The sequence below is a fragment of the Streptomyces sp. NPDC021093 genome, assembly GCF_044333135.1.
In the GTDB taxonomy this organism is placed as follows: Bacteria; Actinomycetota; Actinomycetes; order Streptomycetales; family Streptomycetaceae; genus Streptomyces.
In genome coordinates, this window is the sequence record NZ_JBIRQJ010000020.1 from 121,275 (window position 1) to 135,720 (window position 14,446).

The window sequence follows — 14,446 nt, forward strand, 5'->3', positions numbered from 1 at the left end:
GGCCGGCCGGCCCGCGGGGGAGGACACCACCAAGTGACCAGTAACAGACGTGCCCTGAGAGGCACCGCCGTGCTCGTGGCGCTGGCCGCGACCGCTGCCACCGCCTCGGCCTTCGCCACCGCGCAGGCGGCCCCGGCGGCCCAGGCTCCGGCGGCCCAGGCCGCTCCGGCGGCCGTGGGCCACCAGGACCCGGCGCAGCCGGACGGCGGCAAGGGGGGCAAGGGCGACAAGGGCCACGTCATCGACGGCCCGTACAGCGCCCAGCAGGCCCAGCAGCGCAAGACCGCCCTGGAGGAGGTCCTCAAGGGGACCAAGAAGGCGGAGAAGCGCGGCAGTTCGAGCGTCGTGAAGCTCGCCGACAAGAAGTACGTCGAGCTCGGCCGCGAGCGCACCGACCAGATCTTCACGATCCTGGTCGAGTTCGGCGACAAGGTCGACAACACCACGATGTACGACCCGGACGGCAGCGGCCCCAAGCCGCCGATCCCGAAGTACGGCGGCAAGCCCGGCCCGCTCCACAACAAAATAGCCGAGCCCGACCGCAAGAAGGACAACTCCACCGCCTGGAAGAAGGACTACAACCAGGCGCACTTCCAGGACCTGTACTTCGGCAAGGGCAAGGGCCCCGACGGGAAGCCGGTCGAGTCCCTCAAGACGTACTACGAGAAGACCTCGTCGGGCCGCTACTCGGTCGAGGGCAAGGTCTCCGACTGGGTCAAGGTCGACTGGAACGAGGCCCGTTACGGCTCCGACTACTGCGGCAGCAACAACTGCCCCAACGTCGAGGACCTGGTCCGCGACGGCGTCAACGCCTGGGTCGCCAAGGAGAAGGCGGCCGGCCGGACCGACGCCCAGATCAAGGCCGACCTGTCCAAGTACGACGCGTGGGACCGCACCGACCACGACAACGACGGCAACTTCAACGAGCCCGACGGCTACATCGACCACTTCCAGGTCGTGCACGCCGGTGAGGACGGCTCGGCGGGCGGCGGCGAGCAGGGCACGGACGCCGTGTGGGCGCACCGCGGCTACGCGTTCGGCCGCGACGACGGCGAGACGGGCCCGGCGGGCTTCAAGGCCGGCGGCACCCCGATCGGCGACACCGGCATCTGGGTCGGCGACTACACCGCGCAGCCCGAGAACGGCGGCCTGGGCGTCTTCGCCCACGAGTACGCCCACGACCTCGGCCTCCCCGACCTCTACGACACCACGAACACCGCCGAGAACTCGGTCGGCTTCTGGTCCCTGATGTCGGCCGGCTCCTGGCTCGGCACCGGCAAGAACGAGATCGGCGACCTCCCCGGCGACATGACCGCCTGGGACAAGCTGCAGCTCGGCTGGCTCGACTACGAGAAGGCGAAGGCCGCCAAGACCTCCCTCCACAAGCTGGGCGTCGCGGAGTACAACACCAAGAACCCGCAGGCCGTCGTCGTCGAACTGCCCAAGAAGAACGTCACGACCGACGTGGTCAAGCCCGCCGGGGGCGCCAAGCAGTGGTGGTCGGACTACGGGGACGACCTCTCCAACACCCTCACGCGCGACGTCGACCTGACCGGCAAGTCGAAGGCCTCCCTCGAACTCACCGGCTGGTGGGACATCGAGGCCGACTACGACTACCTCTACACCCAGGTCTCCACGGACAACGGCGCCAGCTGGAAGTCCATCGACGGCACCGCCGACGGCGAGCCGATCACCCGTGACGGCGGCGACAAGCCCGCCATCACCGGCGTCTCCAAGACCCACAAGAAGCTCGTCTTCCCGCTCGACGCGTACGCGGGCAAGAAGATCGGCGTCCGCTTCCGCTACAAGACGGACGGCGGCGCGGGCGGCAAGGGCTTCACGTCCGACAACCTCACCGTCCAGGCCGACGGCGCGGCGATCTTCACGGACGACGCCGAGACCGAGGGCGACAACGGCTGGACCGTCCGCGGCTTCTCCCGCGTCGGAGAGTCGATCAACGGCGACTTCGAGCAGTACTACATCGCCGAGAACCGTCAGTACGTCTCGTACGACAAGACCCTCAAGTCCGGCCCGTACAACTTCGGCTTCCAGAAGACCGAGCGCCCCGACTGGGTCGAGCACTACGCCTACCGCCCCGGCCTCATGATCTGGCAGTGGGACACCTCGCAGCGCAACAACAACGTCAGCGAGCACCCGGGCCAGGGTCTCCTCCTCCCCGTCGACGCCCACTCCAAGCCCCTGAAGTGGCAGAACACCGGCAAGCTGATCTCCAACAAGATCCAGCCGTACGACGCCGCCTTCAGCTGGTACCCGAACCCCGGCTTCACCCTCCACAAGGAAGGCGTCGCCACCAAGATCCCCGCCCAGCTCGGGGTCCCGTACTTCGACGACCACAAGAACACCTACTGGTCGAAGGACAACCCCACGGGCAGCGTCAAGACAACTGACACCAACACCCGGATCTCGATCGTCAGCCAGCCGCTGGACGGCCAGACGATGTCGATCCTGGTCAGCAAGGCCGGCCGCTAAAGGTCACTTTCAGGCCATACCCCCAGGTCAGAGCATGATCGGCCGTCGCCCCTCTAGCGGGCGGCGGCCGATCGCGTTTAGATGCCTCTTACGTGCTCACTATTGACGCGACGTCTTACGGGGCGACCCGTGGCGTCCTACGGGGGAGTGATCGGTATGTCCGCAGGAGGTTTCAACAGACTCCCGAACGGGAGCGTGGTGGTCGCCCTGACCCTGCCCCGCCCAGGCCCTTCGGGCGCCAAGGTCCGCATACTCGTCCACGCGGCCAACCGCGCGAGGGCGCTGACGAGGCTCAGGAACCTGGGGTTGCGCGCGGTCTACCTCCGCGGCAACGCCGAACCCCCCACCCTCGACGAGATCACCGCCGTCCTCCACCACCCCGACGGCCTCCTCTGGCGCACGGCCCCCCAGTCCCGCGAAGAACTCTGGCACCCGATACGAGCCCTGCTGCGCCCGGCGACCTGACGAGGCCCGCTTCCTGACGAGGCCCGCGTCCTGATCTCTGGGCCTTTTCCTGGCTCGGCCCGCCTCCTGGGCCCCGTCTGCCCCCTCGCGGCACCGAGGGCCTGCCCAGTTGCCCCACCCACCCCCGCGCGCGGGCCGAGGGCATGTGCGGCCCGGCAGCCGTTTCGAGTCGGGGTGCATGCGGGACAGCCGTAAAGCATGGCTCAGAGGCCGCCACTGGCGCCCTGGGTCCACCGGACCGGCACGGGTGCGGTGGTGGCGCGCTCGCAGCCGATGCAGAGCGCGGCAAGCACCGGCGGGGGTGGCTGGGTGAGTGCGCCCGGGTCCGGTGCGGGTGGTTCCTGATCTCCACGTCGGCATCCGTGACGGCGGAGTAGTCGCCCCGGTTCCGGGCTCCCTGCCGCTGGTCGGCCAGCGCGGCGCAGACTCCGCAGCCGGGCGCGGGTTTCGGCGGGGCCAGGGGCAGGGTCAGGTGGACCGGGGCGTCCATGCCCGTCCTCAGTGTTCTCACGGGAGCCTCCGTGCGGTTGGCGACGGCTCCGATGTTCCCGGTCGCTGTCGGCCGCTGCGACGGCATGCGAGGTGTCGCGAGGGTGTCACTCGAAGGGCGTCAATTCGGTGTCATAGGGCGCCACTTGGGTCTAGCGTGGAGGCATGACGACGACAGCCGTGGTGTCGAACGACGTGCTGCGGGCCGTACGCATCGGCCTGCGGATGAGCCAGGACGACCTTGCCCGCGCGATCAGGCGGGCCGGGGACGAAGCAGGTGATCCCAACGACGCTTCCAAGCGTCTCGTCCAGCGGTGGGAGTCCGGGATCAGCAAGACCCCGCGCCCGGTGTACGCACGTGCGCTGGAGCGCGTGACCGGTCTGTCCGTGGAAGCGCTGGGCTTCAGCCTGGCGGTGCCGAAGGCCCGGGTGCGCGAGGACGGTGCGGGAGGTCACGACATGGAACCGGGTCCCGAAGGGGTGGCCTCCGCCCTGCCTGCGTCATCGCCCCGGCCCACGGCGCAGCAGGCCGGGGAGCCCCAGTACAACGGTGTGTGGCTGTCCCGGTACGAGTTCTACTCGTCGAGCCGCGACGAGACCTTCGTGGGTGCTCACTACGTTGTCCTGATCCAGCACGGCAACCGGCTGACCGGCCGCTCGCTGCCGGGCGGGTCCGCCAACCCGGACAGCCAGCTCGCCCTGGACCTCACCCTCGACCGGAACGTGGTCACCGGCTCCTGGACGGAACAGACCGCGACGGACGGCTACTACCAGGGCGCCCGCTACCACGGTGCCCTGCAGATGCTGGCGGAGCCGACGGGGCGACGGCTCGCGGGCAAGTGGGTCGGGTTCGGGAAGGACTTCGACGTGAACACGGGTCCCTGGGAGCTGGTCAAGAAGGAGACCAGCACCTCGAAGGCGACGTTGGAGCGGTACAGCCGTCCGCCGGAGTGAGCGGGGCGGGTCAGACCACCGGTTTGCCGGTCAACTCCACGCCCGCCGCGCGGAGTTCCTCCAGTGCCGCCTCCGTCGTCGGGGCCGCGACGCCCGCCGTCAGGTCCAGGAGGACCTGGGTGGTGAAGCCTTCGCGGGCCGCGTCCAGGGCGGTGGCCCGGACGCAGTGGTCGGTGGCGATGCCGACTATGTCGACCTCGGTGATGTGGCGGGTGCGGAGCCAGGCGGCGAGGGTCACGTTGTTCTCGTCCGTGCCCTCGAAGCCGCTGTACGCCGCCGAGTGGGCGCCCTTGTCGAAGACCGCGGAGATCGCGCCGGAGGCGACCGCGGGGGCGAAGTTGGGGTGGAAGCCGACGCCCTCGGTACCGGCGACGCAGTGGACGGGCCAGGAGTCGACGTAGTCGGGGGTGGGGGAGAAGTGGTCGCCGGGGTCGATGTGGTGGTCGCGGGTGGCGACGACGTGGCAGTAGCCGGCCTGGGACTCGCCGATCAGGTCGGTGATCGCGGCGGCGACGTCCGCGCCGCCCGCGACCGCGAGGCTGCCGCCCTCGCAGAAGTCGTTCTGCACGTCGACGACGATCAGGGCGCGGTGCATGGCATGTCCTTAGTGGGGGCGGTCATGTCTCTTGAGAGTAGAGACTTCGGCCCCCTGGGGGGAGTGGGCGTCCGGGGTGCCCGGCGCGGGTGGGTCACAGGTACTCGGTCGGGATCACCGGCTCGCCGCGCGAGAGCTGGACCGAGGACATCGGGAGCGCGCCGCGGGCCGCGATGTGCCGGTCGCGGGCCGTGTCCAGGGGCTCGCGGGCGACGACCTCGCCGGACTTGACGAGTTCGACCTGGAGCTGGTGGTCGATGAGGTCGGCGGGGACCGGGCCGGTGCCGATGACTTCGGCCTCGGCGATTCCGTACGAGTCGGGGCGGCGGGCCGCCCACTTGCGGCCGCCGCGCGAGGACTTGGCGCCCATGGACTTCTTGGCCACCGGGAGGAGCGGGGCCTCGGGGTCTGAGGACTCCGCGCGCGCGACGAGCTTGTAGACCATGGAGCAGGTGGGGTGGCCGCTGCCGGTGACCAGCTGGGTGCCCACGCCGTACGCGTCCACCGGGGCCGCGGCGAGGGAGGCGATGGCGTACTCGTCGAGGTCGGAGGTGACGACGATCTTGGTCTTCGTGGCGCCCAGCTCGTCGAGCTGCTGGCGGACGCGGTGGGCCACCAGGAGCAGGTCGCCGGAGTCGATGCGTACGGCGCCCAGCTCGGGGCCCGCGACCTCGACCGCCGTGCGGACGGCCTCGGTCACGTCGTACGTGTCGACGAGGAGGGTGGTGCCGCTGCCGAGCGAGTTCACCTGGGCCTGGAAGGCGTCGCGCTCGTTGTCGTGGAGGAGCGTGAAGGCGTGGGCGGAGGTGCCCACGGTGGGGATGCCGTAGCGGAAGCCCGCCGCCAGGTCGGAGGTGGAGGCGAAGCCGCCGAGGTACGCGGCGCGCGCCGAGGCGACCGCGCTCAGCTCGTGGGTGCGGCGGGCGCCCATCTCGATCAGCGGGCGGTCCCCGGCGGAGGCGGCCATGCGGGAGGCCGCGGCGGCGATCGCCGAGTCGTGGTTGAGGATCGAGAGGATGACGGTTTCGAGGAGCACGCACTCCGCGAAGCTGCCCTCGACGCGGAGGATCGGCGAGCCCGGGAAGTAGACCTCGCCCTCCGGGTAGCCCCAGATGTCGCCGCTGAAGCGGTACGAGGCGAGCCAGGAGAGGGTCGGCTCGTCGACGATCTTCTGTTCGCGGAGGAAGGCGAGGAGGTCCGCGTCGAAGCGGAAGTTCTCGACGGCGTCCAGGACGCGCCCCGTACCCGCGACGACGCCGTAGCGGCGCCCGGAGGGGAGTCTGCGGGTGAAGACCTCGAAGACGGAGCGCCGGTCGGCGGTGCCGGCGCGCAGCGCCGCCTGGAGCATCGTCAGCTCGTACTGGTCGGTGAAGAGCGCTGTCGAGGGAACATCCACCGGCAGGCCGAGATCCGCTGTGTTCATACGACGGATGCTACCCCCGATCTCGTCAGAGTGACGAAATGGGGTCGGCCGAACGGGCGGACGGGTTGGCGCGGGGGCCGGACAAAGGGCGAGCGGGGCCCGTTTGTGCGACGGCTGCCCTCCGGTGGCAGCATGGGAAGGGTGAGTGTCGCCCCCGTAGAGATCGAACGTCCCGAGTCGGCCGAGGAAACGTCCGCCGTCCCCGAGCCGGACACCCCCTGGGTGACCCTGGTCCACAACGACCCGGTCAATCTGATGAGTTATGTGTCGTACGTCTTCCAGACGTACTTCGGGTATTCCAAGGAGAAGGCGAAGAAGCTGATGCTCGACGTCCACCACAAGGGCCGGGCGGTCGTCTCCGCGGGCAGCCGCGAGGAGATGGAGCGCGACGTGCAGGCCATGCACGGGTACGGACTGTGGGCGACCCTCTCCCAGGACCGCAACTGATGCCGGGCTACTTCGAAGCGGTCCCCGGCGACGGCGCGGCCGTCGCCCTGGACGAGGTCGAGACGTCCATCCTGCGCTCCCTCGCCGTGCAGCTGCTCGAACTGATCGGGCCGGGCGACGATCCCGTCGAGGGCGAGGATCCGCTCGCCGCGCTCTTCGCCGAGGGGCCGAGCGAGGCCCCGACGGACCCGGCGCTGGCCCGGCTCTTCCCCGAGGCGTACGCCGATCCGCGGAGCGAGCCGGACAAGGAACAGCGGGCCGCCTCCGCCGAGTTCAGGCGCTTCACCGAGAACGACCTGCGTACCCGCAAGCGCGAGGACGCACTGTCCGTCGTACGGAACCTGGACGCGCTGGCCTCGGCGACCGACGAGGGCGGCAGCGGCCTCGTACTGAAGCTGACCCCCGACGAGTCCCGGCGCTGGCTCGGCACGCTCAACGACCTGCGCCTGACCATCGCGTCCCGGCTGGAGATCACCGAGGAGGACGAGAGCGACATGCTCTTCCACCTCCCGGACGAGGACCCGCGCAAGCCGATGGTGATGGCGTACCTGTGGCTGGGTGGACTGCAGGAGACCCTGGTCGAGACCCTGATGCCGTGAGCCGCGTACCAGCCCTCGAAACGTACGTACCAACCCTCGAAACGTAAGCGTTCGCTCAGCGGACGCTCAAATTCGAATAACGATCGGGTTACCTCCCCTGTGTGCTTTGCCGCCGCAGGGGAGTTTTGTCTGCTTTTTTCTGTGCAATAGGGCACAAAGTGCTAGTCGATCACTGCGCCGGGCGTGATAAATCTGCACGACCACCCACGGACGCCACCCCTGTCCCGTGGGGGCGCTGACGCCGGAGGAACCCGGCGATGCACTCCATCCACATCCGGGGGCACACGCCCCGAGCAAGGATCGTCACAGTCGGTCCGAGCCGCGCACTTTGAGCGAATACGGCCGGATCGCATGGAGAAAGGCGCACCACCATGACCTCAGTGCAGGTCGACAACAAGCCGGGCGACGGCAGTGAGGCCGAGGACGCGCAGGGCGAGTCCGGCGAGGGCTATCAGCGAGGACTCGGCGCCCGCCAGATCCAGATGATCGCCATCGGCGGCGCCATCGGCACCGGCCTCTTCCTCGGCGCGGGCAAGGGCATCTCCAAGGCGGGCCCCAGCCTGATCCTCGCGTACGCCATCGCGGGCCTGGTCATCTTCTTCATCATGCGGGCGCTCGGCGAGCTGCTGATGTACCGCCCGGTGTCCGGCTCCTTCTCGGAGTACGCACGTGAGTTCCTCGGCCCGTTCTTCGGGTTTGTGACCGGCTGGACGTACTGGCTCTTCTGGGTCGTCACCGGCATCACCGAGGTCACCGCCGCCTCCGAGTACATGCAGTACTGGACGAAGGACGCGAGCGGCTGGATCAATCAGCCGCAGTGGGTCTTCGCACTGATCTTCACGGTCGTCCTCTTCGGCGCCAACCTGATCTCGGTGAAGCTCTTCGGCGAGCTGGAGTTCTGGTTCTCGATGGTCAAGGTGACGGCCATCATCGGCATGATCCTGATCTGCGCCGGCATCCTCACCATCGGCTTCAGCGACGCCGGTGACACCGCTTCCGTGTCCCTGCTGTGGTCCGAGGGCGGGTTCTTCCCCAAGGGCATCGGCTCGACGCTGATGACGCTCCAGATGGTCATGTTCGCCTTCCTCGCCGTCGAGCTGGTCGGTGTGACCGCGGGCGAGTCCAAGGACCCCAAGACCGTGCTGCCGAAGGCGATCAACACCGTCCCGTGGCGCATCGCCGTCTTCTACGTCGGCGCGCTGATCATGATCCTGTCGGTCGTGCCGTGGACGCACTTCCAGCCGGGCATCTCCCCGTTCGTCGCGGCCTTCGAGAAGATGGGCCTCGGCGTCGGCGCCGCGATCGTGAACTTCGTGGTCCTGACGGCGGCGCTCTCCTCCTGCAACTCCGGCATGTACTCCACCGGGCGCATGCTGCGCGACCTCGCCCTCAACGGGCAGGCGCCGAAGTTCTTCACCAAGCTGACGGCGCGCGGGCTGCCGCTGGCCGGTACGTCCTTCTCCGCCGCCCTGATGCTGGTCGGCGTGTGGATCAACTACCAGTGGCCGGGCGAGGCGTTCAACTACGTCGTCTCCTTCGCGACCATCTCCGGCATGTGGGCCTGGATCATGATCCTCTGCTCGCAGATCCGCTACCGGAAGCTGTCGGACGCGGGCGTGCTCCCGAAGTCCTCGTTCCGCGCCCCGGGCGCCCCGTGGACCAGCTGGTTCGCGCTGCTCTTCATCGGCATGGTCATCGTGCTGATGGGCATCGACAAGGACGCCAGGATCTCGCTGTACTGCGCGCCGGTGTGGGCGCTGCTGCTGGGGGTCTCGTACCTGGTCATGAAGGCCAGGAGCCCGGAGAAGTTCGCCGCCAAGAAGTAGTTTCCCGGCGAGCGTCTCGGCATTCGGTCCCGTCCGTACCATCCCTCGGTACGGGCGGGACCCTTTGCATATCCTGGCCCGCATGCTGACCATTTCCCGGACCCTGCACGACCAGATCGTCGCCCATGCCCGAGCCGACCACCCCGACGAGGCCTGCGGCGTGGTCGCGGGCCCGGAGGGCACCGGCCGCCCCGAGCGGTTCGTCCCGATGCTGAACGCGGCGCGCTCGCCCACGTTCTACGAGTTCGACTCGGGCGACCTGCTGAAGCTGTACCGCGAGATGGACGACCGGGACGAGGAGCCGGTGATCGTCTACCACTCGCACACGGCGACCGAGGCCTACCCGTCCCGTACGGACGTCACGTACGCCAACGAGCCCGGCGCGCACTACGTCCTGGTCTCCACCGCCGACACCGACGGCGCGGGGCCCTTCCAGTTCCGCTCGTACCGGATCGTGGACGGGGTCATCACGGAGGAAGACGTGCAGGTCACCGACTGACGGCGAGACGCCGGGTGAGAGACTGTGCGCGACTTGGGCGGCAGGACCCAGGAAGCCGGTGCGAATCCGGCACGGTCCCGCCACTGTGACCGGACGCGGCCCCGCAGCCCCGTCCGGAAGCCAGGAACTGACCTGCCGCCTCCCACGCACCACCAGGGGACGAGGTGATCCCCGGAGGAGGCCCACCGCCATGCCCGTGCCCCGTCGCGCCCGTACCGCGCTCGTCATATCCGCCGCCCTGCTGCCGCTCACCGCCTGCGGCTCCGCCGACGGGAAGCAGGACGACACCAAGCCCGCCGCGAAGGCCGCCGGCTTCCCGTACACCGTCGAGAACTGCGGTGTGAAGACCACCTACACCAAGGCCCCCGAGCGTGCGCTGCCCATGAACCAGCACGCCACCGAGGTCCTCCTGGAGCTGGGCCTGGCGAAGTCCGTCACCGGCAGCGCCTACCTCGACGACAAGGTCCTCCCGAAGTACGCGGCCGACTACGCGAAGATCCCGGTCGTCGCCAAGGAGTACCCCTCCCAGGAGAAGCTCCTCGCCGCCAACCCCGACTTCGTGTACGGCGGTTACGCCACCGCCTTCGACCCCAAGCAGGGCCGCAGCCGCGCGGACCTGAAGAAGTCCGGCATCGAGTCCCGCCTCAACATCGAGTACTGCACCGAGGGCTCCAGCGCCGTCGACGACATCTACCGGGAGATCTCCGAGGTCGGCCGGACCTTCGGGGTCGGCGCCCGCGCCGACAAGTGGGTCGCCGCGGCGAAGAAGACCATCGACGGCACCGCCGCGCAGCTCAAGGGCGTGCAGCCGGTCAGCGTCTTCGCGTACGACAGCGGCGACAAGACCGCCCAGACCTCGGGCGGCAAGGGCATGGCCAACGAGATGATCACCCGCGCGGGCGGCAGGAACGTCATGGCGGACATCCCGAAGTCCTTCACCGACGCCTCCTGGGAGCAGGTCGTCACCCGCAAGCCCGACGTCATCATGATCATCGACTACGGGTCGACGACGGTCGAGCAGAAGAAGAAGCGGCTGCTCGAAGACCCCGCGCTGAAGGACGTCCCCGCGATCAAGAACAAGCGGTTCGCGGTGATGCCGCTGTCCGAGATCCTCGTCGGCGTCCGTGCTCCCGCCGCCATCGAACGCCTCGCCCTCCAGCTCCACCCCGAGCTCAAGAAGTAGCCGGCCGTGGGCTGCAAGACCCCGCCCGCCCGCGGGCCGCTCCGCTACACCCTCGTCCTGACGGTCCTCGCCGCCGCCCTCGCGGCGGCGATGGTCGCCGGGCTCGCACTCGGACAGGTCCGGATCCCGGCCGGCCAGGTGCTCGACATCGTCACGGGCGGCGCCGAGCCGAGCCCCTTCCGCACGATCGTCCTCGACGTACGGATGCCGCGCGTGCTGCTCGGGGCGATCGTCGGGGCCGGGCTCGCGGTGGTGGGCACCGTGCTCCAGGCGCTCGTGCGCAACCCGCTCGCCGACCCGTATCTGCTGGGCATCTCGTCGGGGGCTTCGGCGGGCGTCGTGCTCGTCATCGTCTTCGGGCTCGGCAGCGGGCTGGGCATCGCGACCACCGTCACCATGCCCGCCGGGGCCTTCGCCGGGTCGCTGCTCGCGCTCGTCCTGGTGTACTCGCTGGCCAGGCGCGGCGGGCAGATGACCGGCTCCCGGCTGGTGCTCGCCGGGGTCGCCGTCGCGTACATCCTGTCCGCGCTGACCAGCCTCATCATGGTCACCTCCGCCAAGCGCGAGCACTTCCAGGAGGCCATGTACTGGTCGCTCGGCGGGCTCGGCAGCGCCCGCTGGGACATGCTGCTGCTGCCCGCCGTCGTCCTCGCCGCCGGCACCGCACTGCTCATCACGCTCGCCAGGCCGCTGGACCTGATGCTGGTGGGGGAGGAGGGCGCGACCGTGCTCGGGCTCGACACCTCGCGCTTCCGGGCGGCGGTCTTCGTACTGACGTCGCTGGTCACGGGCGTGCTGGTGTCGGTCTCCGGGGCGATCGGCTTCATCGGACTGCTCGTCCCGCACGCGGCCCGGATGCTCGTCGGGGCTTCGCACCGGACGCTGCTGCCGGTGGTCGCGCTGGCCGGGGCGGCGTTCCTGGTGCTTGCCGATCTCGGGGCGCGGGTCATCGCCGAGCCGCAGGACATCCCCGTCGGGATCCTCACGGCTCTCATCGGCGGGCCGTTCTTCCTGTGGTTGCTGAGGCGGAGGCCGGAGGGGGCGCCGTCGTGAGGGCATGCGGGCTTCATCCCCTCCCCGCCCCTTCCCCAAAGCGCTCGCCGCGCGGCTTGGACGTTGAGTACGTGCGGGTGCGTCGTGGCTGGGCGCGCAGTTCCCCGCGCCCCTAAAGAAAGTGGAGTCCCGGTATGAGCCATCTGTGTACGGAAGGACTCTCGTACGGCGTCGACGGGCGGCATCTCGTCGACTCCGTCGACATCGAGGCCCGGCCCGGTGAGACCGTCGGGCTCGTCGGGCCCAACGGGAGTGGGAAGACCACCCTGCTGCGCTGCGTGTACGGCACCCTCACCCCCACCCACGGCCGCGCCCTCCTCGACGGCGAGGACCTGCACACCATGGGTGCCAAGCGGCGTGCGCAGCGGCTCGCCACCGTCCCGCAGGACGGCCAGGCCGTCTTCGAGCTGTCCGTGCGCGAGGTCGTCGCCATGGGCCGCTCCCCGCACAAGAAGTTCTGGGAGGCCGACACCGCCGCCGACGCCGTGCTCGTACGGGACGCACTGGAGCGGGTCGGGATCGCCGACCTGGAGGGCCGCTCCTTCCTCTCCCTCTCCGGCGGTGAACGCCAACGTGCCCTCGTCGCACGGGCCTTGGTCCAGGAACCCGCCCTCGTCGTCCTCGACGAGCCCACCAACCACCTCGACATCCGCTATCAGCTCGAAGTCCTGTCCCTGGTAAGGGACTTGGGCACCACCAACCTCCTCGCCCTGCACGACCTCAACCTCGCCGCGTACTACTGCGACCGCCTCTACGTCCTGGACACCGGCCGCATCGTCGCCGACGGCACCCCCGAAGAGGTCCTCACCCCCGACCTCCTCAAGCAGGTGTACGGGGTGAACGCCGAGGTCAGCGTGCATCCGGCAACCGGCGCACCGACGGTGGTCTACCTACCACCGTCCACCCACTGAGCAGGTATCGCTCACCATGTGAGATCACATGCCGGGAATCGGGGCGGGAATCTATACGATGACCGCATGGTTGCCCACGACGTGACAGCGAAGAGGACGCCGAGCAGCACCGTGCTGCTCGTTGCGCGCCTGCACGTCGACCTGTGCAGGCTCGACAGCGCCATCTGTACGGCCTGACGCGCGCACCGCCGCCCGCCAGCACGCACGCCCCTCGCGCGGGGGAGCACAGCCGCGCGCCCTTCCCACGCACGCTCTCCCTGACTGGAGCCCACGCCATGGCCATCGAGGTCCGCATCCCCACCATCCTCCGCACCCACACCGACGGCGCGAAGGCCGTCCAGGGCAACGGAGCCACGCTCGCCGACCTCTTCGCCGACCTGGAGACCCGTCACACGGGCATCCAGGAGCGCATCGTCGAGAAGGACAAGGGCGAGCTGCGCCGCTTCGTCAACGTCTACCTCAACGACGAGGACGTCCGCTTCCTCAACGGCATCGCCACCGAGCTGGCCGACGGCGACAGCGTGACGATCCTGCCCGCCGTCGCGGGCGGCTCCCGCTGACATGCGGTACGACTCCCCGCTCGCCGCCGTCGGCAACACCCCGCTCGTACGCCTGCCCAGGCTCTCGCCCTCGGCGGACGTCCGCATCTGGGCCAAGCTGGAGGACCGCAACCCGACCGGCTCGATCAAGGACCGCCCCGCGCTCCACATGGTCGAGCAGGCCGAGAAGGACGGCCGGCTCACCCCCGGCTGCACCATCCTGGAGCCCACCAGCGGCAACACCGGCATCTCCCTCGCGATGGCCGCCAGGCTCAAGGGCTACCGCATCGTCTGCGTCATGCCCGAGAACACCTCGCAGGAGCGCCGCGACCTGCTCGCCATGTGGGGCGCCGAGATCATCTCCTCACCGGCGGCGGGCGGCTCCAACACGGCCGTGCGCGTCGCCAAGGAGCTGGCCGCCGAGCACCCGGACTGGGTGATGCTCTACCAGTACGGCAACCCCGACAACGCGGGCGCCCACTACGCGACCACGGGCCCCGAGGTCCTCACCGACCTCCCCTCGATCACCCACTTCGTCGCGGGCCTCGGCACCACCGGCACCCTCATGGGCGTCGGCCGCTACCTCCGCGAGCACAAGCCGGACGTGAAGATCGTCGCCGCCGAGCCGCGCTACGACGACCTCGTCTACGGCCTGCGCAACCTCGACGAGGGCTTCGTACCCGAGCTGTACGACGCCTCCGTCCTCACCACCCGCTTCTCCGTGGGCTCCGCCGACGCGGTCACCCGCACCCGCGAACTCCTCCAGCAGGAGGGCATCTTCGCGGGCGTCTCCACGGGCGCCGCCCTGCACGCGGCGATCGGCGTGGGCAGGAAGGCGGTCAAAGCGGGGGAGTCCGCCGACATCGTCTTCGTCGTCGCCGACGGCGGCTGGAAGTACCTCTCGACGGGCGTCTACACGGCCCCGACGACGGAAGCCGCCATCGAGACGCTGCACGGCCAGCTCTGGGCGTGA

15 protein-coding genes and 1 riboswitch are annotated in these 14,446 nt (G+C 69.5%); of the genes, 13 read left to right on the top strand and 2 right to left on the bottom strand.

Annotation, left to right across the window (positions count from 1 at the left end):
* Positions 1 to 75: 75 nt before the first annotated feature.
* From ACH4SP_RS41915 to ACH4SP_RS41925, 3 genes are all read left to right on the top strand, one after another.
* The gene (locus ACH4SP_RS41915; protein WP_398423734.1) at positions 76 to 2,490 is read left to right on the top strand and encodes an immune inhibitor A domain-containing protein; all 2,415 of its coding nucleotides are present in this window, start codon (positions 76 to 78) and stop codon (positions 2,488 to 2,490) included.
* 156 nt (positions 2,491 to 2,646) lie between these two features.
* Complete coding sequence (locus ACH4SP_RS41920) at positions 2,647 to 2,955, top strand: hypothetical protein (protein ID WP_398423665.1); 309 nt, start codon at positions 2,647 to 2,649, stop codon at positions 2,953 to 2,955.
* A 654-nt stretch (positions 2,956 to 3,609) separates the two neighbouring features.
* Positions 3,610 to 4,398, top strand: coding sequence for an XRE family transcriptional regulator (locus tag ACH4SP_RS41925; protein ID WP_398423667.1), 789 nt, complete (start codon positions 3,610 to 3,612; stop codon positions 4,396 to 4,398).
* A gap of 10 nt (positions 4,399 to 4,408) precedes the next feature.
* Here ACH4SP_RS41925 and ACH4SP_RS41930 read toward each other — a convergent pair whose 3' ends face one another.
* Positions 4,409 to 4,993 (bottom strand): isochorismatase family protein, encoded by a 585-nt coding sequence (locus ACH4SP_RS41930; protein ID WP_398423669.1) that lies wholly within the window; start codon positions 4,991 to 4,993, stop codon positions 4,409 to 4,411.
* A 94-nt stretch (positions 4,994 to 5,087) separates the two neighbouring features.
* The gene (locus ACH4SP_RS41935) at positions 5,088 to 6,416 is read right to left on the bottom strand and encodes a nicotinate phosphoribosyltransferase (protein ID WP_398423671.1); all 1,329 of its coding nucleotides are present in this window, start codon (positions 6,414 to 6,416) and stop codon (positions 5,088 to 5,090) included.
* A 132-nt stretch (positions 6,417 to 6,548) separates the two neighbouring features.
* Between ACH4SP_RS41935 and clpS the strand changes: the two genes are divergently transcribed.
* The 10 genes from clpS to ACH4SP_RS41985 all read left to right on the top strand — a co-directional run bounded on the left by clpS (position 6,549) and on the right by ACH4SP_RS41985 (position 14,446).
* Positions 6,549 to 6,863, top strand: coding sequence for an ATP-dependent Clp protease adapter ClpS (gene clpS, locus ACH4SP_RS41940; RefSeq protein WP_398423673.1), 315 nt, complete (start codon positions 6,549 to 6,551; stop codon positions 6,861 to 6,863).
* The gene (locus ACH4SP_RS41945) at positions 6,863 to 7,462 is read left to right on the top strand and encodes a DUF2017 domain-containing protein (protein ID WP_398423675.1); all 600 of its coding nucleotides are present in this window, start codon (positions 6,863 to 6,865) and stop codon (positions 7,460 to 7,462) included. The genes clpS and ACH4SP_RS41945 overlap by 1 nt, the downstream gene beginning before the upstream one ends.
* Before the next feature lie 371 nt (positions 7,463 to 7,833).
* Positions 7,834 to 9,288 carry an amino acid permease gene (locus tag ACH4SP_RS41950; protein WP_398423677.1) on the top strand — a complete coding sequence of 485 codons (1,455 nt, stop codon included), beginning with the start codon at positions 7,834 to 7,836 and terminating at the stop codon, positions 9,286 to 9,288.
* 82 nt (positions 9,289 to 9,370) lie between these two features.
* Positions 9,371 to 9,787: a Mov34/MPN/PAD-1 family protein gene (locus ACH4SP_RS41955; RefSeq protein ID WP_398423679.1), complete on the top strand. Its 417-nt coding sequence runs from the start codon at positions 9,371 to 9,373 to the stop codon at positions 9,785 to 9,787.
* 48 nt (positions 9,788 to 9,835) lie between these two features.
* A riboswitch (cobalamin riboswitch) is annotated at positions 9,836 to 9,917 on the top strand.
* A gap of 60 nt (positions 9,918 to 9,977) precedes the next feature.
* On the top strand, positions 9,978 to 10,970 hold the full coding sequence (locus ACH4SP_RS41960) for an ABC transporter substrate-binding protein (protein WP_398423681.1): 993 nt from the start codon (positions 9,978 to 9,980) through the stop codon (positions 10,968 to 10,970).
* Positions 10,971 to 10,976: 6 nt separating this feature from the next.
* A complete protein-coding gene (locus ACH4SP_RS41965) occupies positions 10,977 to 12,023 on the top strand; it encodes a FecCD family ABC transporter permease (RefSeq protein ID WP_398423683.1) in 1,047 nt (348 codons plus the stop codon).
* A gap of 134 nt (positions 12,024 to 12,157) precedes the next feature.
* Entirely contained in the window at positions 12,158 to 12,934 is a 777-nt protein-coding gene (locus tag ACH4SP_RS41970) for an ABC transporter ATP-binding protein (RefSeq protein ID WP_398423685.1), read from the top strand.
* A gap of 66 nt (positions 12,935 to 13,000) precedes the next feature.
* Positions 13,001 to 13,111 carry a putative leader peptide gene (locus ACH4SP_RS41975; protein ID WP_398423687.1) on the top strand — a complete coding sequence of 37 codons (111 nt, stop codon included), beginning with the start codon at positions 13,001 to 13,003 and terminating at the stop codon, positions 13,109 to 13,111.
* 98 nt (positions 13,112 to 13,209) lie between these two features.
* Positions 13,210 to 13,494: a MoaD/ThiS family protein gene (locus ACH4SP_RS41980; protein ID WP_398423689.1), complete on the top strand. Its 285-nt coding sequence runs from the start codon at positions 13,210 to 13,212 to the stop codon at positions 13,492 to 13,494.
* 1 nt (position 13,495) lies between these two features.
* Positions 13,496 to 14,446 carry a PLP-dependent cysteine synthase family protein gene (locus ACH4SP_RS41985; protein WP_398423691.1) on the top strand — a complete coding sequence of 317 codons (951 nt, stop codon included), beginning with the start codon at positions 13,496 to 13,498 and terminating at the stop codon, positions 14,444 to 14,446.

What these genes read in the sequence shown, in the direction of transcription:
- ACH4SP_RS41920 (WP_398423665.1), top strand. Translation starts at nt 2,647, where the DNA reads ATGTCCGCAGGAGGTTTCAACAGACTCCCGAACGGGAGCGTGGTGGTC.
- ACH4SP_RS41925 (WP_398423667.1), top strand. Translation starts at nt 3,610, where the DNA reads ATGACGACGACAGCCGTGGTGTCGAACGACGTGCTGCGGGCCGTACGC.
- ACH4SP_RS41930 (WP_398423669.1), bottom strand. Translation starts at nt 4,993, where the DNA reads ATGCACCGCGCCCTGATCGTCGTCGACGTGCAGAACGACTTCTGCGAG.
- ACH4SP_RS41935 (WP_398423671.1), bottom strand. Translation starts at nt 6,416, where the DNA reads ATGAACACAGCGGATCTCGGCCTGCCGGTGGATGTTCCCTCGACAGCG.
- clpS (WP_398423673.1), top strand. Translation starts at nt 6,549, where the DNA reads ATGGGAAGGGTGAGTGTCGCCCCCGTAGAGATCGAACGTCCCGAGTCG.
- ACH4SP_RS41945 (WP_398423675.1), top strand. Translation starts at nt 6,863, where the DNA reads ATGCCGGGCTACTTCGAAGCGGTCCCCGGCGACGGCGCGGCCGTCGCC.
- ACH4SP_RS41950 (WP_398423677.1), top strand. Translation starts at nt 7,834, where the DNA reads ATGACCTCAGTGCAGGTCGACAACAAGCCGGGCGACGGCAGTGAGGCC.
- ACH4SP_RS41955 (WP_398423679.1), top strand. Translation starts at nt 9,371, where the DNA reads ATGCTGACCATTTCCCGGACCCTGCACGACCAGATCGTCGCCCATGCC.
- ACH4SP_RS41960 (WP_398423681.1), top strand. Translation starts at nt 9,978, where the DNA reads ATGCCCGTGCCCCGTCGCGCCCGTACCGCGCTCGTCATATCCGCCGCC.
- ACH4SP_RS41970 (WP_398423685.1), top strand. Translation starts at nt 12,158, where the DNA reads ATGAGCCATCTGTGTACGGAAGGACTCTCGTACGGCGTCGACGGGCGG.
- ACH4SP_RS41975 (WP_398423687.1), top strand. Translation starts at nt 13,001, where the DNA reads ATGGTTGCCCACGACGTGACAGCGAAGAGGACGCCGAGCAGCACCGTG.
- ACH4SP_RS41980 (WP_398423689.1), top strand. Translation starts at nt 13,210, where the DNA reads ATGGCCATCGAGGTCCGCATCCCCACCATCCTCCGCACCCACACCGAC.
- ACH4SP_RS41985 (WP_398423691.1), top strand. Translation starts at nt 13,496, where the DNA reads ATGCGGTACGACTCCCCGCTCGCCGCCGTCGGCAACACCCCGCTCGTA.